A 23,987-nucleotide genomic window follows, 5' to 3' on the forward strand; every position below is an offset into this window, starting at 1 on the left:
TATGGTAAAGATTTTTTGGTAAAGAAATTTATTCTTCCTCTTTCACATTTTCATATAACATATGGGCCTCAAGCTGTCCATGAATTAGCTCGGGGATTGGCTCTGATTCTTGTGTATGAAGATTTAAATTTACGTAAGTCGCAGTTCCTTTTGCACATAAGTTATTATTTTGATGCAACTCCTCATAAACTACAAAACTTCTATTTCCTATTTTCTTAATCCAAGTCAATATTTCTACTTCTTTCCCAAAATAAATTTGGCTGACATAATCAATGTTTAAATTTACAACGACCAGCTTCCAATTATCAAATGATAGATTTGGCATGAACATTTTAAAAATTTCATGCCGACCTGATTCAAACCAAACCGGAACCGTTGTATTGTTAATATGACCTAAAGCATCAGTTTCAGATACCCGTGGGTGAATTGTTGTTCTAAACAATGTTCACTCCCTCTTCCTTTAGTTATTTCACTTTCGTTACTAGAAAATCTAAACAATTGTTTCAGAAAAGGCCTCTTCTTCCCCGTATGCTTCAGTGTAAATCCTCTCGATTTCTTTCACAGTTAACCAGCGAGGATTGTTATTTAATAACCTGTCTATTTTACTAGCTTCCTCGGCAAGAGCTGGAATATCAGTTGGCGTAACTCCTATATCTTTAAGACTTGCTGGAATACCTATGTCCTTGGACAGCGTCTCCATTGCTGTAACACAACGATCGGCAGCATCGCGCAAGGAAAGGCCTTCTACTTGTTCTCCTATAGCTTTCGCTACGTCTGAAAATTTTTCCAAATTACCCACGATATTGTATTTGATTACAAAAGGTAGCAATAGAGAATTAGCTACACCATGGGGTACTTTAAATTTACCACCGAGTGGATAAGCTAAAGCGTGAACTGCACCTACTCCCGCATTCCCTAATGATATCCCTGCAAGTAAACTCCCCATTGCCATGTCTTCTCTCGCCTGTACATCTTTACCGTTATATACTGCTTGACGTAGGGAACGAGAGATTAGTCCAATTGCCTGAAGTGCAATACTGTCAGTGAGATTATTAGCCCCGATTGCTGTATAAGATTCCACTGCATGCACTAATGCGTCCATACCTGTTGCTGCCGTGACTGATGGAGGGACAGTTAAAGTCAACTCTGCATCAATAATCGCGACAGAGGGGAGCAGAAATGGGCTAACAATCCCCTTTTTCACCATGTCGCTTGTATCTGTAAAGATAGCAATAGGGGTTACTTCTGAACCCGTACCAGCAGTCGTAGGGACTAGAATAACAGGTACACCAGGATTTTCTACTTTTTCAATTCCGACCATCTCACGAACATCGTCTTCGTTTGTCATCATTACTGAGAGTACCTTCGTTATATCAAGAGTACTACCGCCGCCGACACCAACAAAAGTATCGTATCCCTTTTCTTTAATTAATGCGGCTATCTCTTCCAGAATTTCAAAAGGTGGTTCCGGTACAACATCGTCAATGATATGAACGTTTAGACCCATAGCTTCCAGAGAATCCACTACCTTCCAGATTAAACCCATTTCCCGGATGTCTTTATCGGTTATGATAAGAACTTTACTTCCCTTTAACTTTCTCGCTTCCATTCCAATTTGATTAATAGAACCTTTTCCAGTGATTAACGTATCTGCAGTGCGAAAATAAGATATACTCATACATTTCCCCCTCCCTTACACCATCCTGATGCATCATTTATTCACCTTTGAAAAGAGGTTTTCTTTTTTCTACAAATGCTTGTATCCCTTCCTTTACATCTTTCGTTTCAAAACAGGTTTTAATTGATGAAAGTTCTTGCTTTAACAATGTTGTCAGATCAGCTTCCTCACTTGCTTTAAGAAGCCGTTTTGAAAGAGTTAATGCAATTGGTGGGCCTTCTGCAAGTTCTTTAGCAAACTTTATGACACGTTCATCGAACTCTTCATTGGAGAATACCTTGTTTACAAGTCCGATTTGTTCAGCTTCATTCGGCAATATTTCACGGCCGGTAAAGATCAGTTCTGCCGCTTTCGTTTTGCCAACCAATCGTGGTAAAAAGTAACACATGCCTGCATCAGGGCTTAATCCACGACGGATATACCCTGTTGTTACTTTCGCACTTTCAGACATAAAGCGTAAATCACATGCAAGTGCCAATGCTAATCCCGCCCCTGCAGCTACTCCATTTATCGCAGCAATTACTGGTTTGTCACATTCGATTAAACTTAATGCTTGACGGCCAACCCATCCTAATTCATCTAATTGCTTATGACGAGTTTTCCGTTCCGAAAGTCTAGCAGAACGATCCTTTAGATCAAGGCCTGCACAAAAACCGCGCCCTTTACCAGTTATTACAATCACACGAACTTCATCATCAGATGACGCATCTTTCAAAGCTGGCTGCAATTGTGAACTTAACGTATCATTGATTGCATTTAAACGTTCGGGACGATTTAATGTCAATGTTCGAACCCCGTATTGTGTACTCGCTAAAAGTTCCTCTATGTTGGTTCTCTCCCTTCTCGTATCTAGGCTTGAACAACTATTTTCGATTAAGCCATTGTCCCCCATCAATTGTTATACATTCTCCATTAATATAATCCGATTGTGGAGATAGGAGGAAATAAGCCAAATTAGCCACCTCTTCCGGTTGACCAAGTCGTTTCGCAGGTATGCTGTTTATTTTTTGTTGATGCGCTTCTTCAGTTGGAATCAAACGATCGACACCACCAGTGTTTGCAATTGGACCAGGAGCTATTGCATTTGCTCTAATCCCGTATTTCGATCCCCATTCAACAGCAAGTGTGCGCGTCATCGCTAATACACCTGCTTTAGCACAAGCCGAATGAATGACTCCAGCTCCAGAAGTCCAAGCATATGTTGCAACGATGTTTAGAATACTGCCTTTTTGGTTATTCGTGATCCACTCTTTCCCTACCGTTTGTGAACAATACCAAGTACCATTTAGAACAATATTGACGACCGCATTCCAGCCATTAAAAGAAAGCTCTTCAGCAGGACATAAAAAGTTTCCAGCTGCATTATTGACAAGAAAATCAATTTTTCCAAACGTATCTTTCGTTGTATGAACCATACTCTGTACTTTGTCCGGATCACGTACATCCATTTGATAACAAAGAATTTGTCCGTCAAACTGCTCCATTTCTTTTTTTGCTTCTTCAAGGCGTTCTAAGTTCCGCCCGGTAATAACGACAAACGCTCCTTCTTTTGCAAACTTCATTGCCATTGCTTTTCCCATTCCGCTGCTCCCGCCCGTAACGATAACAACCTTTTCTTTCAAAAAAATACCCTCCTTAAAGTACGTTTAGACCTTCAAATTCAACCTCCTCAGATCTTGCGGAAGTTGATTGACTATTCGATAAAGCGGCAATCCTATGAAGGCTGTATAACCGATCATCAAGTTTTAATTACCCTAGACGAATTAGCTTACTGAAACATTATCCGCTGAATTCCACCCAATTTTCTTCGGTTTATCAGGTCTAGCAAAAATACTAAATAATACGGCAACAATCACCAATAAACCGATATTGAAGAATAACGCATAGTTAAACCCAAGAGTTATATTATCGCCGGCTATTTTCAGAAAATAACCGCTTACAATCGGCGAAATCATACCTGAAAAATTCATAAATGACGTACCAAGGCTTGACATAAACCCACTTCGTTCGGGAAGCAAATGAATGAGAATCTGTGGTGTAATTGCAAGTACAGAAGTGATACATCCTTTTGCCAAACATAAGAAAATGACTACTAAGACAGCTGAGTTAACGCTCATTGAAGCATATAACAATAGTGCCCCCATAACCATGGTTGTAGCACCGATGAATACACGGGATTTTCTGTAGTTCTGATTTTTTTCAAATAACCGATCTGAAACAGACGAAACCAAAATCGATATAATGGCTCCAGCAACTCCAATTGCCGCAGCAGCATATCCCATCTGCATTGTAGTTAGATGAATAACCTGGATAAGATAAGTAGGTAACCAAACGGCAGACCAAGTTGTAAACCAGAAACTTGCGAAACATGAAAGTAAAACAAAAATACATGTAGGAGACAGTATAATCGGAGAGATTTCTGACCACTTCAATTTACCGGAAGTCGTTGTAGGTTCACTCCAGCTCATACTGTCTTTTGGTTTTTCTTTAGCTATCAACATCCAAGGGATTACCCAGATAAAGCTTAAAAGACCTAGAGAAGCAAATGTTGTACGCCATCCTGTGTTTTCAATCATAAAAACAATGATTGGTGCCGCTACTAAAGCACCTAATGTTGCTCCGGAATTAAATATAGAAAATGCCTTACCGCGTGATTGCGGGGGAAACCATTTCCTTAAATGTGCATAACCTGTAGGAGTAAATGGTCCCTCACTTATCCCCAACAAAACCCGATAAAGAATTAGCATCGGAAAACCGACAATAGCATACGCACCAAATTGTAAAACCGTCCAACTCATTAAGAGAATACTCAACATTTTCTTTGATCCAATTCGGTCAGACAATCCAGCCCCAATGACACCTGAAATTGAAAAAACCCAGAAAAAACTGCTGCCAACTAGTCCCCATTGGACATATGAAAGGTTAAACTCTTCCATGATCGGAACAGCCGCATACCCAATGAGTGACTTATCAACAAAGTTTATAAAAATGGCTACGAACAAAAAAGCAAGTATACCCCAACGCATAGAAATCCCCCTTTATAAAGCCTTTACGGTATCGGAATGTAGTAAAATTTAGCTTGTCCTTCAACGATTCCAGACAGTTATGAATAAGTATAGAAACCTTTTCCGGTTTTACGGCCGAGCTCCCCTTTTTCAACTTTGTCAACAAATATTTTGGATGGTTTCATCGATTCATCTCCCGTCTCTTGAAAATTCTGCATCCTTGCGTAGTAAGCGACGTCAATTCCAACTAAATCCATAAGTGCAAAGGGACCGATTGGGTGATTCAATGCTTTCGTGCAAGCTAAATCAATCTCTTCGACGTTAGCAATTTCGTTTTCTAACAAGTAAACCGCTTCGTCCATCAATTTTCCGAGCAATCGGTTTGCGACAAAACCATTAATCTCTTTCTTCAAGAGAATAGGGATCTTATTGATTCGCTTTGTCAATTCAATTGTTACCTGAATAGTTTCTTCTGAAGTATGCGGACCTTGCACTACTTCTACTAATTCCATCACTAATACCGGGTTGAAAAAATGCATGTTACAAATCTTTTCCGAGCGTTTTGTTGCATCCGCAATCTTGGAGCTGACAATCCTAGAACTGTTTGTGGCTAAAATTGTATGAGCGGGTGCTAATCGATCTACCTCCGCAAACAATGCACGCTTGACATCTAACTTTTCGACAATCGCTTCTATGACAATATCGGTATCTTTTACCGCTTCTTCCAGGGAAGAAGTAAAGCGCATACATTCAAACGCTTTACTAACTTGGTCCTCAGAGAACTTTCCCTTTTCGACCCGACGTTGCATATGACCTTCAAGAGACTGCTTTGCTTTCGCCAAACTCTCCTCACTAATATCCTGCAAGGTAACTTGATACCCTTCTAGAGCACACACCATCGCAATTTGTGATCCCATTGTTCCTGAACCAATTACCGCTATGTTTTTAATCTTATCATTTTTCATTTCTAAGAGACCTCCATTTAAAAGCATCATTCTCCAACTGCTATCTACACAACAATGCTTCAATTATCCTCATTCCCGTTAACCATCCATATCTCGCTTCGAGATACTACAAATTATGGAAGATTTACTTTTCTTCCTTGATCACTTTCAGATTGTAGTTTCACTCGTTCTTCTTCTACCAATTTTCGCCGGAGAATTTTCCCGACCGTCGATTTCGGTAAGTAATCCCTAAATTCAATCATGCGGGGAATTTTATATTTCGCTAATCGTTCTGTACACCAAATAATAATTTCTTCTTCTGTAACATTTATTCCCTTTCTTGGTACAATTACTGCTTTTACAGTCTCCCCCAGATACGAATCTGGAGCACCGTATACGCATACCTCTACTACCGCTGGATGTTGATAAAGTACCTCCTCTACTTCCACCGGATATATGTTGTAACCTCCGGCAATGATGAGATCTTTCTTCCGACCTACAATATAGAAATATCCGTTTTCATCCATCCTAGCAATATCTCCAGTATAAAACCATCCATCCCGTAGCACTGACGCCGTTTCATCTGGATTTTTCCAGTACCCCTTCATCACTTGCGGACCTTTTATAACTAACTCCCCTTCTTCACCTACAGGCAATTCTTTTGTACCCGTTTCCATATCAACAATCTTTGAATCGGTGTTGGGTACCGGTATTCCGATACTCCCGGGCTTTCTCAAACCTGTTACCGGATTACGATGAGTGGCAGGGGAAGTTTCTGATAAGCCATAGGCTTCAAGAATCGGAGCCCCCGTTTTTCGTTCAAATTCATGCATCAATTCTGCTGGCATAGGTGCTGATCCACTATTGCAGAACTTAAAACATTCAATATCGGCCGCTGTCAAATCCGGATGTTGTAATAAAGCAATATACATCGTTGGAACACCCGGAAACATGGTAGGCCGATGCTTCCGAATCACCTTTAAAACTTGATTTACCTCAAACTTTGCCACAGCAATATATGAAGCTGCCACAAAAACAGCCGAATTCATATTTGTCATCCCATATACGTGAAATAACGGAGGAGCACCAAGCATTCGTTCACCTGGTCTTTGAATAACCCCCCCCCAAGATGTAAACGATTGATAAACATTGCTCACTAAGTTGGAATGAGTAAGCATCACCCCTTTAGATTTTCCCGTTGTCCCGCCAGTATATTGAAGTACTGCAATGTCTTCCTTAGGACAAATATTAAGTGGTGGAAGTTCGTTATTTTCTTCGGCAATCCAACTATACAGACTATCCTTTTGTTCTTTTCCGCTATCAGCTGCAATAATCTTAAGATTATTGGCAAAATCGATCTGTTCTAATTTTCCCTTTTGTTCTTCAAAGCCGACAAACCATGCAGCTTCAGAGTCTCTAAGAATATACTCTAATTCGTATGCCTGATACATCGGGTTTACTTGGACAACTATACCGCCTAAACGATGGACCGCATAATAGGTAATAACATATTCCATACTATTAGGCAGCATTAAAGCGAGTAGATCTCCCTTCCGAAACCCCCGGCAATGGAGAGCTGCAGCTAAACGTTCGGTCATATGTTTCAACTCGGCATAGGTCAGCTCTTTGTCTCGATCGATCACAGCTTTATTGGTTGGATAATCTTCAGCTGTGCGTTCCAAAAGATTAAATATGGACAAGGACGGAATTTCAATATCATAGGGAACATTTTCCGGATAAAATTCAAGCCAAGGTCTGTTCAAATTATCCCCTCCTTTATTAACCATTTTTCTCTAGTAAACGTGAAATGACCAGCCTCTGGATTTCCGCCGTACCTTCCCAAATTTGATAGATTTTCGCATCGCGGAACCATTTCTCGACTGGATAGTCCTTTATATAACCGTAACCGCCCAAAATTTGAATCGCTTCCGTTGTTGTTTTCATGCCTATATCACCTGCATATAGTTTAGCCATACTTCCTTCTCCCCGGCGATAGGGCAATTCGTTCCTCGTCATCCAGGCGGCACGCCATATAAGTAAACGAGCTGCATCAATTTCAGTAGCCATGTCGGCTAACTTAAAGGATACCGCTTGCTGTTTAATAATTGGTTTGCCAAACTGTTTTCTCTCCCTGGCATATTCCAGTGCATATTCATAAGCAGCCCGTGCAATTCCTAAGGCAGCTGCCCCTACGCCCGGTCTGGTTGATTCCAACATTTTCAACGCACCTAAACCTGTAATATACGAAGGAGAACCTTCTTCTCCACCTAGACGGTTCTCCAGAGGAATCCGGCAATCTTCTAAGATGACCTGAGCTGTATGGGATGCTCTTACGCCAAGTTTTTGTTCCTTTTTGCCCATCTGCAACCCGGGAGTTCCTTTCTCTACAACAAACGCACCAATTCCATCCCAGCCTTTCGACTTATCCGTTTGTGCAAAAATGACATGGATATCGGCAATGCCTCCATTGGTAATAAATTGCTTAGTGCCGTTCAACACATACTCATTTCCATCTCGTACAGCTGTTGTTGACATAGATGCTACATCAGATCCGGAACCCGGCTCCGTTAGTCCCATAGCACCGAGTTTCGGATTATCTGGGTCGGTAAACATCGGAATATATTTTTTTTTCTGTTCTTCTGTTCCTGCTACTAAAATTGATGTCCCCGCTAGGTTTGTACCACCTAATATTGTTACAGCAATTCCGGCACATCCCCAGTATATTTCTTCAGCAATCACCATGGAGGTGACCGGATCATTGATTCCTAAGCCGCCATATTCTTCGGGAAACTTGAAAGAAGTCAGTCCCAGTTTTGCGGCTTTTCGAAAAATCTCCGATGGAAATTCTTCCGTCTCATCATAAATATGAGCAACCGGTCGAATTTCGTTCTTCGCAAACTCATGTGCCAGTTTTTGAAACTCCTTCTGTTCTTCGGTTAAACTAAAATCGATCATGATGTACTCCTCCTTGTATTTATCTTCTCTATTCGAGAAAAAACAGCCTTCCCCGTTCTCCTCACCTTTTATACTTGCAAGAATAATGCCAACGTTTAAAACCACTGCAAATAAACTCTTGTTTAACTATCGCATCTTCCTGCGAGTCAAAATCAACTTAAAACACAGTAAATATTGATTCTTTTGAAACATTTATGATTTTGTGAGTTATTTTTGACTCGTAAGTTTTCCTAACTGTGACAAAAATAACCTTGAATCTCAATGATCCCAGGTTTATCGTATCAATCTGCTATTATGAACATTCCAATGATTGTTCTAAAATTTCAGCAATATCCAATGTTTTAACTTGTTCTTCCACTTCTTTCGCTTTTGTTCCATCACCTAGCATCGTCAAGCAATACGGGCAGTTACTACCAATCGACGTTGGATTTAATTGAAGTGCCTGTTCAGTTCGCTCAACATTAACCCGCTTTCCTTGTGTTTCTTCTAGCCACATCATTCCACCTCCGGCTCCACAGCACATGGAATCTTCCTTACTACGTTCCATCTCTAGCACCTATACACCAGGAATGGATTTCATGATTTCACGTGGAATATCATAAATGTCATTATAACGACCAATGTAACAAGAGTCATGGTAAGCAATCTGCTCATTGACTTCCTTTATCGGCTTGATACGCCCTTCTTGGATTAACTGAAGGATTAATTCAGTATGATGATAGACCTCGGCTTCCAAGCCAAATTCGGTATACTCATGCTTAAACGTATTATAAGCATGTGGATCAATCGTCACAATCCTCTTTACACCGCACTTCTGAAAATTCGCGATATTTTCTTGACAAAGCTGTTGGAACAAGAATTCATTCCCCATACGACGGGCCGTATCTCCAGAGTTTTTCTCATCATTTCCGAGGATCGCAAACTTAACTCGAGCAGCATTCATAATTTTTGCAAACGATTGAGCGACCTTTTGGCTTCGCTTGTCAAACGATCCCATCGAACCAACCCATAACAGATAATCGAAGTCTTCCACTTCTTTGACCGTAGGAACCTCGATGTCCTCTCGTTCATTCCGCCACTTGATACGCTCTTTACGGTTAATTCCCCACGGATTACTTTGGCGCTCAATATTTTGGAAGTACCGGGTAGCCTCATGCGGCATATTTCCTTCTGTTAATACAAGATAGCGCCTCATATCAATAATTTTTACCACATGTTCGTTTGCCACAGGACATTGATCTTCACAGTTTCGACACGTCGTACATGCCCAAAGCTCTTCTTCTGTAATAACATCCCCGATTAAATTTGTATCGTATGTTTCTGCAGTCGCTGCAACTTCGACATTGGACGGCTGGAAAGCAAAAGCAGGAATCCATGGGGTACGAGAAGTAATAACCGCCCCTTTTTCCGTCAGATGATCACGCATTTTTACAATTAGATCCATCGGCGACAATGTCTTTCCAGTTCCTGATGCTGGACACATGTTCGTACAGCGCCCACACTCCACACAAGCATATAAATCAATTAATTGGTTTTGTCTGAAATCTTTAATTTCCCCTACTCCATAATGCTCTTGTGTTTCATCTTCAAAGTCGATCGAAGTCAATTGCCCAACCGGCTTTGTATCTCTTAAAAACACATTGGCTGGCGCAAACAACAAATGAGCATGTTTTGATTGCGGAACATAAACTAAAAATGTAAGTAAAGTGAGTAGATGTACCTACCAGAAAATATAAAAAAGAACGCCCGCAGCCGCTTGACTCGTCCCCATAAATAAAGAGGCAATCGCCGACGAAAACGGGGCATATAAGCTTCTTTCGTAACCCAACCAAAGCTGTTCAAACGATAGTGACATAAAAACGGACATCATCAGTAAAGATAAAAAAATAATAACAAGTCCAGATTTTAATCCCCGCTTTAATCGCTTCAATTTTTCTATATAGCGCCTATAGTAGGCAAAGCCAACCGCAAGTAATATAAGGAAGGCTGTAATCTCTTGAAATAAGCTAAAATACTTATGTGCTGACCCTAATGGAAGTTCGTACCCTCTTATCAATCCTTTCACAATCAGCTCAACAGCACCTAATTGCAGGATGATAAACCCGTAGAACATAACGACATGCATAATACCGCTCTTAGTATCTTTGAGCAGCTTTTTTTGTCCGAATACGTTGACAAGTACTTCGTTAATACGACGTCCCGTATCTTTTCGCAAATTGGATTTTTTTCCGAGTTTAATAAACATAATACGATCATAGACGACACTGGCAAACACATACAATGCATAGGCTGTTATTGATAAAAAGAGAATAAAATTAAGAAATTCTAACTTGACTGTCCAACCTCTCAAACGTTACTAATGGAGCGGAAGGAGGTTAAGATTAACCTGACAACATTGGCTTAAGACCTCCCTCGTTATTATCTTCCTTTAAACTCCGCTTTTCTTTTTTCCAAAAATGCCTGTGTACCTTCTTGTTTATCTTCTGACCCTAGAAGAATTGCCTGAGCCATTTTTTCCATCATCAGGGCAGTATCCATATCGAGGTCAAATCCTCTATTTACCGTTAGTTTTGCCATTCTTACTGCGAGCGGTCCTTTAGCCAAAACTTTATCTACTTTATTTTTTACAGCTTGCCACAATTGTTCCAATGGAACCGCTTGCGAAACCAAACCAAACGTTTCTGCTTGATCGGCTGTCAGCATTTCACCTGTCAAAATCATGTCAAGTGCTCTTCCTTTTCCAATAATACGTGCCAATCGCTGAGTGCCGCCTGCCCCTGGAATAATGGACAAATTAAGTTCAGGAAGACCAATCTTAGCATGATCAGCGGCAATACGGATATCGCATGCCATCGCTAGTTCACATCCTCCACCAAGAGCAAAACCATTAATCGCGGCAATCGTCGCCTTATTGCAGCTTTCGATCTCTCTATATGCATCAGACATCCCAGGAAGGAGAGCATCAAGCGTCTTCCTCTCCTGAAGTCTGCGAATATCGGCACCGGCCGCAAAAGATTTGTCCCCGGCTCCAGTAAACACGATAACACCAACTTCTTCATCCTGTTCATGGATTTTTACCGCATTTACAATTTCTTCCACTGTGTTCGGATCTAGGGCATTTCTCACTTCTGGACGGTTGATTTTGACAAGCCCCATTTCCCCTTCTTTTTCCAACAAAATATTTTGAAACTCCATTAAGTTCCCTCCCTCAACGTTTAGCGCTCTAACATAAGGGCAATCCCCTGCCCTCCACCGATACATGCTGTTACAAGTCCTCGTTTTACATTACGGCGTTTCATCTCATACGCAAGTTTCATTACGAGCATTCCGCCAGTAGCTGCGATCGGATGTCCGTGAGCAATGGCTCCACCGTTGACATTTACCTTCTCCCAATCAAAGTGCAATTCACAATCACAAGCGAGAACTTGAGCGGCAAATGCCTCATTGATTTCAATCAAATCGAAATCGTCTAGCTTTAATCCCGTTTTCTGCAACAGCTTTTGAGTAGAAGGAACCGGACCGATTCCCATGATATTCGGATCTACACCGGCCACCGCCCAGCTTGTGACCCGAGCAAGTGGTTCCAATCCTCTGCGTTCCGCCTCCTTGTCTGACATCATCACAAGAGCCGATGCCCCATCATTCACACCAGATGAATTGCCTGCTGTCACTGTTCCGCCTTCCTTAAAAACCGGGCGAAGCTTACCCAACCCTTCACTTGTCGTATCAGACCTAGGATGTTCATCTTTCTCAAATAGTACCGCCTCACCCTTCTTGTTCTTTAATGACACAGGAACAATTTGTTCTTCATAAAGTCCGTTTTCGACTGCCTGTTTCATGTTCTTCTGGCTTCTTAGGGCAAACTGATCCTGTTCTTCTCTGCTAATCTTATATTGTGTTACTAGATTTTCCGCCGTAATCCCCATCGGCGGATCCCCGATTCGTTCAGAAGAAAGCTTACGTTTCCCGATAAGCTTAGGTGGAACTCGATCAAAGGGTTTGCTCGGCGGTTCCATTAAGTAAGGCATTCTCGTCATGCTTTCCGTTCCGCCTGCAATCAGGATCTCTCCGCTCCCGACCATTATCGCTTCAGCAGCCAGTGCGACACTATTAATTCCTGAACCACATTGGCGATCAATTGTGAGTCCCGGAATCGAAACTGGAAGCCCCGCCTCAAGCGCGGTCAATCGTGCCACGTTTCCACCGCCAGCGAGACAGTTTCCGAGAATAACATCATCCACTTCTTCTCCCTGTACTCGGGCACGATCAAGTGCTTCTTTCATAACGACACCGCCATAAATAGATGGATGAAGGTCCCTTAATGCTCCACCAAGTCTGGCAACCGGGGTTCTTACTGCAGATACTATCACTGCTTCTCTCATTGGTTCATTTCCTCCTTAACAAATCCTTTAATTTAGCTTAACTATGTTTTAAGCATTTACCGCAATTGCTTTTTTGAACTCTTCCGTGAGTAGCGGAACAACTTCGAACAGATCACCAATAATACCATAATCAGCAGCTTCGAAAATTGGAGCTTCCGGATCTTTGTTGACTGCAACGATGACCTTGGAATTCGACATACCGGCAAGATGCTGGATTGCCCCAGAGATGCCGCATGCAATATACAAATCGGGGGTAACCACTTTTCCGGTTTGACCAATTTGCAAGGAGTAATCACAAAAATCAGCGTCACATGCCCCGCGGGAAGCCCCGACTGCTCCATGAAGTACTTCCGCTAATTCCTCGAGCGGCTTAAACCCATTAGCACTTTTCACTCCACGACCACCCGAGACGATAATCTTTGCTTCACTGAGATCTACCCCGCCTGTTGTTTTCTTCACGATTTCTTTTACAGTCGTTCGTAAATCTTTGATCGCCGGTAGAAAGGGGACCACCTCTGTTTCCACAGGCTTTTCTAACACCTCAAAGTTGTTCGGGCGAAGGGTCGCAAAAACAGTACCATTACGGAAACGTCTTCTTTGAAACGCTTTACCTGCGTAAATTGGACGAGTAAAGACAACCGTATCATCGTCGAGTACTGCTTCTGTACAATCGGAGATCAACCCAAGCTTCAAACGTGCCGCCAACCGTGGTGCCAAATCTTTTCCAATCGCAGTATGTCCCATGAGTATAACCTCTGGTTCAACTTCGTCAACTAATTGCCTCACCGTCTGTACATACGCATCCGTCGTATATACTTCTAACCGTTCATCGTTCACGACATATAGCGTGTTTGCCCCGTATTTACTTATCTCATCTGTGAAAACCGCTGAATCCGAGCCAAACAAGGCACAAGTAATTTCTCCTCCTTGGGCCACCTGCTGGGCAACTGTTAATGCCTCATAGGTTACGTGTCTTAACTTCCCGTCTTTAATTTCTGCCAAAACAAGTACTTTTTTTCCCATGTCCCTCTCCTCCTTTGTTTTTATACGACTTTGTCTTCGTTTTGCAAAATTTGAACGAGTTCACTGACTTGATCCTGAATTTCTCCATCTAAAATCCGTCCTGCTTGTTTTTTAGCCGGCAAAAATTGATCAATGATCAATGTAGAAGCTGTCGTATCTTCACTTTCTAAAGCCAAATCTTCTACCGATAAGGTCTCCAACGGTTTTTTCTTTGCTTTCATGATCCCGGGCAGAGACGGATAACGAGGCTCATTCAATCCTTGTTGAGCAGTAACAAGAAAAGGTAATTGAACCTCGACAATTTCCACGTCACCTTCCACATCTCTTTCTACAGTTGCTATCCCTTCATTCAATGTTAGTTTCGTAATCGTCGATACGTGAGGTATCCCAAGGTTTTCTGCAACACGTATCGCTACTTGACCTGAGCCAGAATCGACGGCCATGTTGCCGCCCAGAATCAAATCATAATCACGGTTTTTGATAGCTGCAGCGATCAAATTGGAAGCAGTCCATTCATCGGATTCCTGCCCGTCCCATCCGATCAACACAGCTTGATCCGCTCCCATCGCAAGTGCTGTCCGCAAGGCACTTGCCGTCCGAGACGGGCCTACTGTAATTGCCGTTATTTCTGCTCCGATTTCTTCCTTGATTTTTACAGCTTCTTCAACGGCATACTCATCGTAAGGATTCATAATAAACTCAACATTTTCTTCACTAATTTGTCCGTCTCCAATTACTATATTTTCTTCTGTATCAAAGGTCTGCTTTAATAAAACGAGTATATTCATCCAACTTCCTCCTATCTAAAATTCCTGAAAAATTAATTTTTCTTACAGACGACTTTATGCACGATGATTTCGGCATTTCATTCCATCCCTCCAATCTGTGAGGACTTTACACCCTTTTTTATTGCAAGTACCATGCCAACATTAAAAAATGGGAGGAAAAGGCGAAAAATCCAGAAATACCAACAAAAGTCTACCTTTCACCTTCATACTTTTTTTATCTTTGAAACAAAAACAATTCAAAAAAGCACCCTTTGGGTGCTTTTTTGTCATTTTAGTAAGTTTTTTTTGAATCTCGAACCAAAAATGACTCGTTAACAAAAATAACTTTTTATTGATGAACTTGTAACTTATATTGTTTCAGTTTCCGGACGATCGTCGTTTGGCTAGTCTTCAATTGCTGAGCCATTTCGTACGTACTGCTATACTTCTGTATCGCGACGGCCAAAATCTTCCGTTCAGCAATTTCTTTCGCTTCTTTTAATGTCATCTCTTTCTCATACTCATCTTCTCGATCATTTTCTGGTTGATCATATTCTGGTTCGCTATATTCCTGATGACCATATTCGGTCGGAAGATGTTTGACAGTTACAATGTTTTCCGCAACTGTAAGAATCAGTCTTTCAACTAGGTTTGACAGTTCACGCACATTTCCAGGCCATTCATAATTGTAAAAAAACTCTTTTATTCCTCGGTCAAATTCCTTCGTCATTCCGTATTTTGTATTTACTGCTCGAAGAACATGATAAACGAGCGGTAAAATATCTTCTTTCCGTTCTCTCAAAGGAGGGATATGAATCGGTATGAGATTTAACCGATAAAATAAATCTTCACGAAACTCTCCTTGTTTCACCATTTGTTTCAAATCCCGGTTGGTTGCGGCAATCAACCTGATATCGACATCAATTGTCTTTGTTCCGCCAACCCGTTGAATTTTCTTCTCCTGCAAAACATGGAGAAGTTTAACTTGCAACGCTAATGGCAAATCGCCGACTTCATCTAGGAACAGTGTACCGTTGTGTGCAATCTCAAACATACCTAGTTTCCCTGTCCGCTTGGCGCCGGTAAAGGCGCCAGATTCGTATCCGAACAGTTCCGATTCCAACAAGTCATGGGGAATAGCACCACAATTGATCTTTACGAATTTCCCACTCTCACTCCGCTGACCTGAACGATGGATGTGTCTTGCCAACACATCCTTTCCCACTCCCGTTTCCCCCAGAACTAGCACGGTGGCGTCAACCTCTGAAATCCGTTCAGCCAAATCGTAAACCTCCAACATGTTGGCGCTTTCCATAATGACATCAGGATCCCGATGTTTGTTTGATTTCAACTTCTCCAATTCTTTCTTGTAGTATTCATTTAACTCAAGTGCCTTTCTCAGCTCACGATATGCTTCGTCCAGTTCTGTAAAATCACGACTGTTTGTGATTACCCTTTCAATTTCCCCTTCTTCGTTAAAAATCGGCTTGCCTGTTGTCAATCGTTCATGACCGGCGTTACTAACCGTCAAAATGGTAACTATCTTCTTCTGTTCAAGAACCTTCAACGTTACTGAGTCTTTTAAATATCCGTCTTTAACCAGGGCTCTTACATTTTTACCAACAAAACATTCTTTAGGAAAACCCGTGAGTTTTTCTATTGCTGAATTTGCTTTTAAAGTGTTTCCCTTACCGTCTGTAATATATATCACGTCATATGAACCTTCGATGATCGCATCAAGTTCTTCGTTCACTTGACTTAATTGGTTTATGTTACGTTGCATTTGTTGAATGTAAACTCCGTCGTTAACGACATAAAAGAAGCTTGATTCACCCTGATCCCCCCATTCGTTACATTGCAAAGCGTAAGTATTACCTTCCAACTGGGCAGAAATAAAGTTATTTTCACAAACCGTCCATTGATCAAAAAACTCTTGTATATTGATTCCAAAGGCCGTTTTTGCGGAGAGTCTAGCAAAAAGAGAATTGTATTGTTTAATAACTCCATCATGATTTGTTACCGCCACTGTTAACGGGATGTTTTCCAGCCACTTCAATGCATTACTCATTCGTTAACCCCCTCGTTTTATACCAAAACCATATAAGTTCAAGAGTCATAATAATTGAAATCACCACTACTAACTTACCGAACCTATGAATTTCTAATTACAGACTTATTTATTTTTACATTCTAGAATCTGGATGAAGTAAAGATAGGGAAAATAAGAGGAGAGTTTTATAAATATTAATTCTATTTAAAAATTATTATAAACTAAAAAAAGAAGATTCTCACCCAAAAAGGTCTATCTTTTTTCCTCAACCAAACTGAACAAGCAATTATAATAGAGATAGATATTCTATGTTGGAGGTTAGACCATGTTCAGGCAAGGAAAAAAAGATGTTCAAAAAACGCTCTTTGATCAGGATCAAGCATTTCCAGATCACATCATTGAATTACTGAAAAAAGCTGGCAGATGATTTCTATCGCCTTATTCTTACTCAAATTGATGAAGAACGATTTTCTGCTTTGTATAGTGATAAAGCGAGTCGTCCGAATAAGCCAGTCAATGTACTGGTTAGCTTACTTGTACTTAAACAACAGAATATACTATCAGACTAGGAACTAATTGTATCGCTATATTTCGACTATCGCTTTCAGTATGCCTTGGGCTTAGAGGCGAACTCAGACAAGGAACGCCTCTGCGTGAATACGCTATCCAACTTTAGATGTTGCCTTGTAGAACATGAACTCCAAACTGGAGAAAGTCATCTCCAAAAAGAAATGAAATCAATTGCTGAAAAGATGGCAGAGTTCCTTTCTTTAATTAAATAGATGGCTCGCATGGACTCCACCATGATCGACAGTTCCTGTAAAAAAATGACGCGTATTGAACTGGTGTATACGGTCATTCGTAATATGGTAAGAGAATTAAGCAAAAACCCGGATTTAGAACTTCCTGAATCCTATTTGGCATACCTTGAAAAAGGCCATAAAAATAAAACAATATACAAGACCAAATCGACAGAAGAAGGCTCTAAACTTGAATCCCTTATCCGACAAGCCCATGGGTTCAAGAAAAATCAGTTGCCTTAGACTCCCTTTCCTGTGGACATCTTTCCCGTCTTCTTCAAGAACAATCAATCGAAACAGAAGATGGAGTCGATGTTCCTATCGAAGGGACAAAGTTAAGTTATCATCTCGTATACTTCAAAATCCATCTGATCCAGACGCAACCTTTCGAATAAAGGTTGCGAAAATCACATTGGAAACAGCTTGAACCTTGTAGAAGTTCATGACCAAGAAAAAGAAATAGGTCTCATTATCCACGCCGATTTGAAGGAGAAGGTCTAGGGCATAAAGATGTTGAAACAACATGGAAGACATATGCACATATATTAAATGAAATGCGTACAGAAGATAAACAAGAAACAGTATCTATTTTTGAAAAGATGCTTGTGTAAAAAATGTGTAAAATAAAATCATTTTCTATTGGATTCTAACAAAACAAAAAAGTACACTTAAACACTGATATGACAACGTTTAAGTGTACATGATTTTTTTTAAACTTAACCAGAAGTAACATGGAAATACCAGTGGCCGGGGTCGAACCGGCACATCCAGAGGATACATGATTTTGAGTCGCTTATCACCTCGTACATGCTTCCGGAAGGCATCACGTTAATATTTACGTACGTTCAGACGGATAAACGGTTACATGACCGCTTTCCTTTGTTATCGTTTAGTATATCGTATGTATGCGGAAAAGACAAGTAGTTTCGTAGAATCGCATTTCTAGCGAATTAGTGGACAATCACCCGCGAAAGTAAAAGTAATTTCGTCTGAGGGCGTTCTGACGACATCGGTTTATGTAAAAAGCGACCAACCTCGCAAGGCTGCCCGCTAGTGTGTGTGTTACTTGGTTAGTGATATTTTAATAGTTTCGGTTCCAAAAGCGCCTGTTTGAGCTTGTAGAACTGTTTTAGCTAGGTCGACCTCGGCTCCTACTTCGAATACTACCTTACCCGTTTTCTCAAGGTTAGGGTTAATTTGCGTTAGGAAGAAGTCTCCCATAGAGTCTCCCATAGCCATCATTACGGTTCCACTCGTTGCTGGCTCATACTCGGTCCCGTCAGCGATAAGTTTAAAAAAGCTAGAATTAATCGTGATAGCCTCGTCTTTTTCGTTCTTAACAGTAACATCTAGTATTACGTACTTACCGCTAGTTGTAGCATTTTCAACAAATTCATTTCCGCTATCTATTTCTTTAGTTTCTTCGGCGCTGTTTACCGTGAAAGTAACGTTCTCAACCTTTGCTGGCTCGCCCATCTTAGCCATTTTAGGCTCGTTGGCTTTTTCCTTCTCTTTTTCCTTCTCGTCGGAGTTACTTTTGTCCGTCGCCTGTTCCGTGTTGGTTTCGGTCAATTCGTTACTACTTGCAGTCTCGGTGTCGCCCTCGCCGCTAGTTGCGATAAAAATAATAATAATAGCTACTACCCATACCCATATCTTTTTATAGAATGGCTTTTTCACTTTTTCTTTACTCATTACAAAAACTCCTTTTATTCAATTTGATAGATTACATTACATGTTACCTGTTTGTAATCAATTTGTAAAATACTTTTTATCAAATTACCCCCATAAAATATATCGTGATATCTAGGTATATATGACAAGGTCTTTTTTATGTAACCAAAAAGAAGGTGAAAAGCGTTTGTTGTCGAATATTGATTATAGAGTTAAGTCTAACTATGGGGAGGTTTTTTGATGGAAATTGAATTAATTTCAGTAATTATTGCTTCAGCAGCTGCGATTGCTTCATGGGGATCGGTTGTGTTAACTAGAAAGCAATATAAAGAACAATTGAAGGATAGGTTTAAAAAATTCCGTCCTTATTTCAAAATAAAATATTACAACACTAGTGATACAAAGCAAAACTATTGGTTTAGTTTAGTAAATGAGGGGTATCCCTTTTTTGTAATCAGTAATGCTAGATGGATAGGAGAATCTGTTATAGTAAAAAGCCAATTTAACGGTCTAATGGTTCATAGTGAATATAAAGGAAGTACAAGCAAAGAAACTGATAAATACGAGGCATTAGTTATTAAGATAGAGGTGAAAGCGGAAAGCAATACAGAAGGTTTTATAGAGATTAATGGTTTTGATTTAGAGAACAACGATTTTTCTTTTAAAACCCCATTAATTTTAATAGAAAATGGGGAAATTATAAATGGTGAAGAATTAACATTTCAATATTTAAACTAGTCCTCATTAGCAAATGACCTAGAAACCGGATAAACAGAGGTTAAGATTCTGCTTAAAAAACGGACAAACCCTCATCAAGGTCTGCCCGTCAATATTAGCGGTGATAGTGTTAGTTATATATATATCGTCATGCGGAAGGAGTTTTAAATTTTGCTCCGTTGTTTAACGCCCACCCTCGCACCGCCGTCATTGGTTACGTTAAATCTGTCGCGTATTTTCGTTCAATTCAATCTCAACGCTAATCCCGGCACCATTTCTTAGCGAAGTAGTCCGGGTAATATTTCCGCCTTGCTGCTCGACCGCTGCTATTAATTCCGTGAGTTCCTCGGTACTATACACCGTTCTATTAACCTGCGTGATTGTCTTCAATATATCGCCCCATTCTGTTTTTAGTTTGAATTACATTTTAAATGTGACGGGGCTTATCCGAACCCCGCCGTTGTGCCTTCTAAAACGGTTTAAGACGCCGTCCCCTAACGTGTGTGCGTCTTATTTGTCGCCCTCCTACTATCCAACAAGTAGTGCCGACGGGCGGTTAACTTATTCCACTTGTCCCATTCCCGTCTTACCTGACCGGTTGTCTTTGTGGTCGGAGTACGCCGTATGACTCATTCGTAACCTGCGAAACTTAGCATCCGGCGTACGTTCCGCGGCTGCTTGTACCTCGTCCAACGCTTCCTGTTGCGGTGTTTGTAATACTGACAAAGTTGTGTTCAGTCCTCGAAGGTTTTTTAACGTGTCCTTATCCGATACACTTTGTAATACTTTCGGTAATGATTTCCGAAGGTGGTCTAGTTGCGCCGGTGATAAATACTGTAAATTTCTTTCAAGCCGATCGAACGCTTCGGCTTTTTGATCGTCGTTATAGCTAAAAGCAACGTCACTTACGTATGTGTCCAGGTGATGATCCGCTAGTTTGCGGTCAATTTCCGTAATAGAAAAGTAGGACTTCGCGGCATCTTCCTTTGCGATGACTAGCGCTTCTTCTGCTGCGTGTTTGTATTGACGGTTAATGTCGTCAACTTCCTTTTCGAGTGCGTCTCGTAACTTTCGTGTTTCATAAGCCTTTACATCTTCGGTGAAGCCGGGATTGTCACTTTTATTAATTGAGTCCGTGTCCTTGCGAAATTTATCTACCTTCTGATTGATTTGAATTTCAAACTGTTTTAATTCCATTTGTCATTTCCCCTTTTGTTTTTTATAGTTTTTGTTCATACAAATAGCGTACTTCTATCGCCCATAAGTGCTTTTGTCTAACGTTCGTGCAAACGGAATGTCCGTAGAATTCGTTGTTATATCTCCGCGTAAAATATAGTCCTCACGATCAATCACGTTTTTTAAGTCGTCACTGGCACCATTGAACGCGTAAAAGTCCGTACTTGCTTTCGTTGTGTACGTCGCTTTGTATACCGTTTCTGACGTAACACAATCGACTATAAACGCATTGATGTCTCGTGTCTTTCGGTCAACTCGCTTAATCTCAACGCGTGCTATGACCTCGCTTGGCTCCGGTTGATCGCTTTCCTCAATCGTGCCTTTGTTTCCGAATAGCCTCATCGCTGCGCCTCCCGGTATTCCCGTAGTTCCTGGATTTTTCGTGGCGGTCTGTTAGTTTGGATCGGTATACCATGCTTGTTATATTGATTTGTTAATTGTCCAATTTGCCTGTTCAATTTTCTCAATTAATTTCCTCCTCATATATAGTCGATTTCCTTCGTAGTGCATCCTCTGCTAAACGTAGCACCTCGCTATGCGCTCCGATGTTGTACCGTTCACCCTTAACGAATACATTCGGATATAACGCTGCCCACTGGTACTTAACGTTCATCATTGCCGTACGTAACAAGGCCGATTCTCCGTCGTCAACGTTTATGTGCTGCATAACGGCTAGAAACGTTTGCTTATGCGATAACTTGTCCGGGCAATATATCGAATGTATTTCTAGCGTCGCGCCTCCGTTTCGTGTCTCCGGTAGGTAACGTAAAATTCCTATGCCGGTACGGTCGTCCTCGCGGATTGCTACGGCTTTATATTTGCATGTTAACTGGCTTTGCTTCGTTGTCGTGTCCGTCACATAGTCGCCTCCTTGATTCGTTGTAACTCCGTTTCATATTGATCCGATTGATCGGCGAAGGCTTGTAGCTTGCGTGCTTATTCGTCGGTTAATTCCGGCGTATTTAATAGTTCGTACATTTCGTCGTACTCTATGCCGCGACGTTGCGCTAATCGGAATATTACTTGTTTCGTAGAATACTCGTCGCATTTATCCGCTAGAAACTCCATGATCGGCCGGTTACCCTTGCTAGCGTTGCAACCACCGCAGCACGGAAGTAAGTTTTTATACTCGTTGGTGCCTCCTTGTGCGAACGTAATTACATGATCGATAGTAACCGTGCTCGGATCGAGTTCCTTCCGGCAGTATATACATTCATCGTCACTAGATTGGATCATCGCTATATGGTAGCTTTGCAAGTCGTCGGCTATCGTTATGCCTAGCTTAGACTCGACCTGTCGGCGCTTACTTTGCGCTCGATGTAACGCTTGATCCGCTCGTCGTTTAGGCGTTGCGTTGTACTCCGCTAGTCTATCGGCGTTGTCTTTGCGGTATTGGTGGTCATAATTGTTCTGACACTCACGACAATACGACCGATAACCATCTTTGTTTTTGGAGTGCTTGTTAAACGCGTCCAATGGCTTAACCTCGTTACATTTTGTACATTTCTTTGTTTGATTTTCCATAATTCATCCCGTCCCTTAATTTATTTTTATTTTAGTCCGATTTCATACTGCAATTGATTCATAGCCTCGCGTATTTCCCTACTGACATACGTTTGGCCATTTGCCTCTAGCATTGCAAGTGCGATTAAATATAGCGCTAATGTTTTCCCGTCCATTCCGTCACCTCCCAAAAGATTTAATCCTTGACATTTCGCCAAAGTTGACTTATTCTTATATTGAGTAAGTTTAAACTTTTACATATACAGACATTAAAAAATAAAAACCCTACGTGATTTCCTCCTCCAAGTCGATGATTTCCGTTGATACTTTAAAGTGTTTCAGTATCTTAATCTTAGTCTTGTGCGATAACTCTAATTCGCCGTTTTCAACCTTCGATATTAATTGTTGCGACAATCCTACTTGCTTCGAAAATTCGGCTTGACTTAATCCGTGATACAACCGAATAACTCGTACAGTTTTTCCGCTCATAACCCTGGCTCCCTTCTTACTAAAATGATTAATATTTACTATTCTTTAATCAAAGCTAAGGACGCCACCCCGTCGAGTAACGCCGTCGTGAAGGAACATGCGCGCTTAATATCCCTTCCTCACCAATACCGTACGGTCGCCACTTAAAATCAGTACTCGGCTTTCTTAATCGATGTCTTACGGTTACCATCGCCATAAATATGATTCTTCGCTTCAATAGAGTTAATCGTCTTCATCGTGTGCGGCACTTCGAATTTCCATCCGATTTTTAGCATTGAATACTCGTCAAGCCACAACGGATATTCTAGCCACCATATATAATCGTCTATTAACTTGCGCTTTCTTGGCTTCGGATTAATTAAGTCCTGGCGCTCCCTCTGTTGCCGTTTCTGTATAGACTTTTTCGCGGTGTGGCAATCGTCGCAACAAGTTTTCTTCGTATTACGTAGGCTATCGTCACGCCAATAATACTGACAGTAGGCGCAACGTTTGATCCGGTTGTCTGTTGCGTCGTGTATTTCACCGTCTAGCAGGCGTTGAAGTATCGGTATCGCGTCGGCCTGCGATTGTATAAATTGCTTGGCGAATTGGATCGCGCCTTCGCCCGGCTCCCTGCCTAAGTCTATCGATGATTCCCAATATTCCGTTATCTCTTTTCGCTCTTCTACTGTTTGCATGTACATTTCCCCCTTGGTTGTTTGTATCGGTTGTTTTAAAAAGTACTGGTTTTCGGTACTAATAACTTATTTATATAGAGATACCAT

At 41.1% G+C, this 23,987-nt stretch carries 25 protein-coding genes and 1 pseudogene; 2 read left to right on the plus strand and 24 right to left on the minus strand.

From position 1 onward, the window contains the following. Positions 1–28 precede the first annotated feature (28 nt). The 14 genes and pseudogenes from CFK40_RS18270 to CFK40_RS18335 all read right to left on the minus strand — a co-directional run bounded on the left by CFK40_RS18270 (position 29) and on the right by CFK40_RS18335 (position 16,822). Positions 29–442 carry an acyl-CoA thioesterase gene (locus CFK40_RS18270; protein WP_089533823.1) on the minus strand — a complete coding sequence of 138 codons (414 nt, stop codon included), beginning with the start codon at positions 440–442 and terminating at the stop codon, positions 29–31. 48 nt (positions 443–490) lie between these two features. Continuing rightward, entirely contained in the window at positions 491–1,678 is a 1,188-nt protein-coding gene (locus tag CFK40_RS18275; RefSeq protein ID WP_089533824.1) for an iron-containing alcohol dehydrogenase, read from the minus strand. 37 nt (positions 1,679–1,715) lie between these two features. Further along, entirely contained in the window at positions 1,716–2,462 is a 747-nt protein-coding gene (locus CFK40_RS18280) for an enoyl-CoA hydratase/isomerase family protein (RefSeq protein WP_264371376.1), read from the minus strand. 79 nt (positions 2,463–2,541) lie between these two features. Further along, positions 2,542–3,300, minus strand: a complete 759-nt coding sequence (gene fadH, locus CFK40_RS18285) for a 2,4-dienoyl-CoA reductase (RefSeq protein ID WP_089533826.1) — start codon at positions 3,298–3,300, stop codon at positions 2,542–2,544. A 141-nt stretch (positions 3,301–3,441) separates the two neighbouring features. Beyond that, positions 3,442–4,704 (minus strand): MFS transporter, encoded by a 1,263-nt coding sequence (locus CFK40_RS18290; RefSeq protein WP_089533827.1) that lies wholly within the window; start codon positions 4,702–4,704, stop codon positions 3,442–3,444. Between the two features lie 77 nt (positions 4,705–4,781). Continuing rightward, positions 4,782–5,648, minus strand: a complete 867-nt coding sequence (locus tag CFK40_RS18295; protein ID WP_089533828.1) for a 3-hydroxyacyl-CoA dehydrogenase family protein — start codon at positions 5,646–5,648, stop codon at positions 4,782–4,784. Between the two features lie 113 nt (positions 5,649–5,761). Then, the gene (locus CFK40_RS18300) at positions 5,762–7,390 is read right to left on the minus strand and encodes a long-chain-fatty-acid--CoA ligase (protein WP_227001825.1); all 1,629 of its coding nucleotides are present in this window, start codon (positions 7,388–7,390) and stop codon (positions 5,762–5,764) included. A 16-nt stretch (positions 7,391–7,406) separates the two neighbouring features. Further along, positions 7,407–8,579, minus strand: a complete 1,173-nt coding sequence (locus tag CFK40_RS18305) for an acyl-CoA dehydrogenase family protein (protein WP_089534448.1) — start codon at positions 8,577–8,579, stop codon at positions 7,407–7,409. A gap of 295 nt (positions 8,580–8,874) precedes the next feature. Next, positions 8,875–10,830: pseudogene (locus tag CFK40_RS18310) on the minus strand ((Fe-S)-binding protein). A gap of 170 nt (positions 10,831–11,000) precedes the next feature. Next, positions 11,001–11,777: an enoyl-CoA hydratase/isomerase family protein gene (locus CFK40_RS18315; protein ID WP_089533830.1), complete on the minus strand. Its 777-nt coding sequence runs from the start codon at positions 11,775–11,777 to the stop codon at positions 11,001–11,003. A 20-nt stretch (positions 11,778–11,797) separates the two neighbouring features. Continuing rightward, positions 11,798–12,964 carry a thiolase family protein gene (locus tag CFK40_RS18320; RefSeq protein WP_089533831.1) on the minus strand — a complete coding sequence of 389 codons (1,167 nt, stop codon included), beginning with the start codon at positions 12,962–12,964 and terminating at the stop codon, positions 11,798–11,800. Positions 12,965–13,012: 48 nt separating this feature from the next. Then, complete coding sequence (locus tag CFK40_RS18325; RefSeq protein ID WP_089533832.1) at positions 13,013–13,987, minus strand: electron transfer flavoprotein subunit alpha/FixB family protein; 975 nt, start codon at positions 13,985–13,987, stop codon at positions 13,013–13,015. Positions 13,988–14,007: 20 nt separating this feature from the next. Then, a complete protein-coding gene (locus CFK40_RS18330; protein ID WP_089533833.1) occupies positions 14,008–14,775 on the minus strand; it encodes an electron transfer flavoprotein subunit beta/FixA family protein in 768 nt (255 codons plus the stop codon). Between the two features lie 328 nt (positions 14,776–15,103). Beyond that, positions 15,104–16,822: a sigma-54 interaction domain-containing protein gene (locus CFK40_RS18335; protein ID WP_089533834.1), complete on the minus strand. Its 1,719-nt coding sequence runs from the start codon at positions 16,820–16,822 to the stop codon at positions 15,104–15,106. 773 nt (positions 16,823–17,595) lie between these two features. Here CFK40_RS18335 and CFK40_RS18340 point away from each other — a divergent pair. Next, positions 17,596–17,847 (plus strand): hypothetical protein, encoded by a 252-nt coding sequence (locus tag CFK40_RS18340; protein ID WP_089533835.1) that lies wholly within the window; start codon positions 17,596–17,598, stop codon positions 17,845–17,847. A gap of 819 nt (positions 17,848–18,666) precedes the next feature. Here CFK40_RS18340 and CFK40_RS18345 read toward each other — a convergent pair. After that, complete coding sequence (locus tag CFK40_RS18345) at positions 18,667–19,299, minus strand: DUF4352 domain-containing protein (protein ID WP_089533836.1); 633 nt, start codon at positions 19,297–19,299, stop codon at positions 18,667–18,669. A gap of 219 nt (positions 19,300–19,518) precedes the next feature. Between CFK40_RS18345 and CFK40_RS18350 the strand changes: the two genes are divergently transcribed. Further along, positions 19,519–20,016 (plus strand): hypothetical protein, encoded by a 498-nt coding sequence (locus CFK40_RS18350; protein ID WP_089533837.1) that lies wholly within the window; start codon positions 19,519–19,521, stop codon positions 20,014–20,016. A gap of 198 nt (positions 20,017–20,214) precedes the next feature. Here the strand turns inward: CFK40_RS18350 and CFK40_RS21045 are convergent, their stop codons facing one another. From CFK40_RS21045 to CFK40_RS18380, 9 genes are all read right to left on the minus strand, one after another. Then, positions 20,215–20,385 carry a hypothetical protein gene (locus tag CFK40_RS21045; protein ID WP_161493907.1) on the minus strand — a complete coding sequence of 57 codons (171 nt, stop codon included), beginning with the start codon at positions 20,383–20,385 and terminating at the stop codon, positions 20,215–20,217. 171 nt (positions 20,386–20,556) lie between these two features. Further along, positions 20,557–21,192: a hypothetical protein gene (locus CFK40_RS18355; protein ID WP_089533838.1), complete on the minus strand. Its 636-nt coding sequence runs from the start codon at positions 21,190–21,192 to the stop codon at positions 20,557–20,559. Positions 21,193–21,246: 54 nt separating this feature from the next. Further along, a complete protein-coding gene (locus CFK40_RS18360; protein ID WP_089533839.1) occupies positions 21,247–21,573 on the minus strand; it encodes a hypothetical protein in 327 nt (108 codons plus the stop codon). Continuing rightward, positions 21,570–21,698, minus strand: coding sequence for a hypothetical protein (locus tag CFK40_RS21555; protein ID WP_264371377.1), 129 nt, complete (start codon positions 21,696–21,698; stop codon positions 21,570–21,572). Before CFK40_RS21555 ends, CFK40_RS18360 begins: the two co-directional genes overlap by 4 nt. Continuing rightward, complete coding sequence (locus CFK40_RS18365) at positions 21,695–22,090, minus strand: hypothetical protein (protein ID WP_089533840.1); 396 nt, start codon at positions 22,088–22,090, stop codon at positions 21,695–21,697. Before CFK40_RS18365 ends, CFK40_RS21555 begins: the two co-directional genes overlap by 4 nt. 77 nt (positions 22,091–22,167) lie before the next feature. After that, entirely contained in the window at positions 22,168–22,755 is a 588-nt protein-coding gene (locus CFK40_RS21840; RefSeq protein WP_089533841.1) for an HNH endonuclease, read from the minus strand. A 26-nt stretch (positions 22,756–22,781) separates the two neighbouring features. After that, positions 22,782–22,910 (minus strand): hypothetical protein, encoded by a 129-nt coding sequence (locus tag CFK40_RS21560; RefSeq protein WP_264371378.1) that lies wholly within the window; start codon positions 22,908–22,910, stop codon positions 22,782–22,784. Between the two features lie 109 nt (positions 22,911–23,019). Further along, positions 23,020–23,223: a helix-turn-helix transcriptional regulator gene (locus CFK40_RS18375; protein WP_089533842.1), complete on the minus strand. Its 204-nt coding sequence runs from the start codon at positions 23,221–23,223 to the stop codon at positions 23,020–23,022. A gap of 149 nt (positions 23,224–23,372) precedes the next feature. Further along, positions 23,373–23,900 carry a hypothetical protein gene (locus CFK40_RS18380; protein WP_089533843.1) on the minus strand — a complete coding sequence of 176 codons (528 nt, stop codon included), beginning with the start codon at positions 23,898–23,900 and terminating at the stop codon, positions 23,373–23,375. Between the last annotated feature and the right edge of the window lie 87 nt (positions 23,901–23,987).

Source organism: Virgibacillus necropolis (assembly GCF_002224365.1).
Taxonomy (GTDB): Bacteria; Bacillota; Bacilli; order Bacillales; family Amphibacillaceae; genus Virgibacillus_F; species Virgibacillus_F necropolis.

Coding starts and splice junctions, on each gene's coding strand:
- CFK40_RS18320 (WP_089533831.1), bottom strand. CDS start 12,964: ATGAGAGAAGCAGTGATAGTATCTGCAGTAAGAACCCCGGTTGCCAGA.
- CFK40_RS18290 (WP_089533827.1), bottom strand. CDS start 4,704: ATGCGTTGGGGTATACTTGCTTTTTTGTTCGTAGCCATTTTTATAAAC.
- CFK40_RS18355 (WP_089533838.1), bottom strand. CDS start 21,192: ATGGAATTAAAACAGTTTGAAATTCAAATCAATCAGAAGGTAGATAAA.
- CFK40_RS18345 (WP_089533836.1), bottom strand. CDS start 19,299: ATGAGTAAAGAAAAAGTGAAAAAGCCATTCTATAAAAAGATATGGGTA.
- CFK40_RS21840 (WP_089533841.1), bottom strand. CDS start 22,755: ATGGAAAATCAAACAAAGAAATGTACAAAATGTAACGAGGTTAAGCCA.
- CFK40_RS18375 (WP_089533842.1), bottom strand. CDS start 23,223: ATGAGCGGAAAAACTGTACGAGTTATTCGGTTGTATCACGGATTAAGT.
- CFK40_RS18340 (WP_089533835.1), top strand. CDS start 17,596: ATGGACTCCACCATGATCGACAGTTCCTGTAAAAAAATGACGCGTATT.
- CFK40_RS18335 (WP_089533834.1), bottom strand. CDS start 16,822: ATGAGTAATGCATTGAAGTGGCTGGAAAACATCCCGTTAACAGTGGCG.
- CFK40_RS18315 (WP_089533830.1), bottom strand. CDS start 11,777: ATGGAGTTTCAAAATATTTTGTTGGAAAAAGAAGGGGAAATGGGGCTT.
- CFK40_RS18325 (WP_089533832.1), bottom strand. CDS start 13,987: ATGGGAAAAAAAGTACTTGTTTTGGCAGAAATTAAAGACGGGAAGTTA.
- CFK40_RS18275 (WP_089533824.1), bottom strand. CDS start 1,678: ATGAGTATATCTTATTTTCGCACTGCAGATACGTTAATCACTGGAAAA.
- CFK40_RS18380 (WP_089533843.1), bottom strand. CDS start 23,900: ATGCAAACAGTAGAAGAGCGAAAAGAGATAACGGAATATTGGGAATCA.
- CFK40_RS18350 (WP_089533837.1), top strand. CDS start 19,519: ATGGAAATTGAATTAATTTCAGTAATTATTGCTTCAGCAGCTGCGATT.
- CFK40_RS21560 (WP_264371378.1), bottom strand. CDS start 22,910: ATGGACGGGAAAACATTAGCGCTATATTTAATCGCACTTGCAATGCTA.
- CFK40_RS18295 (WP_089533828.1), bottom strand. CDS start 5,648: ATGAAAAATGATAAGATTAAAAACATAGCGGTAATTGGTTCAGGAACA.
- CFK40_RS18330 (WP_089533833.1), bottom strand. CDS start 14,775: ATGAATATACTCGTTTTATTAAAGCAGACCTTTGATACAGAAGAAAAT.
- CFK40_RS18360 (WP_089533839.1), bottom strand. CDS start 21,573: ATGAGGCTATTCGGAAACAAAGGCACGATTGAGGAAAGCGATCAACCG.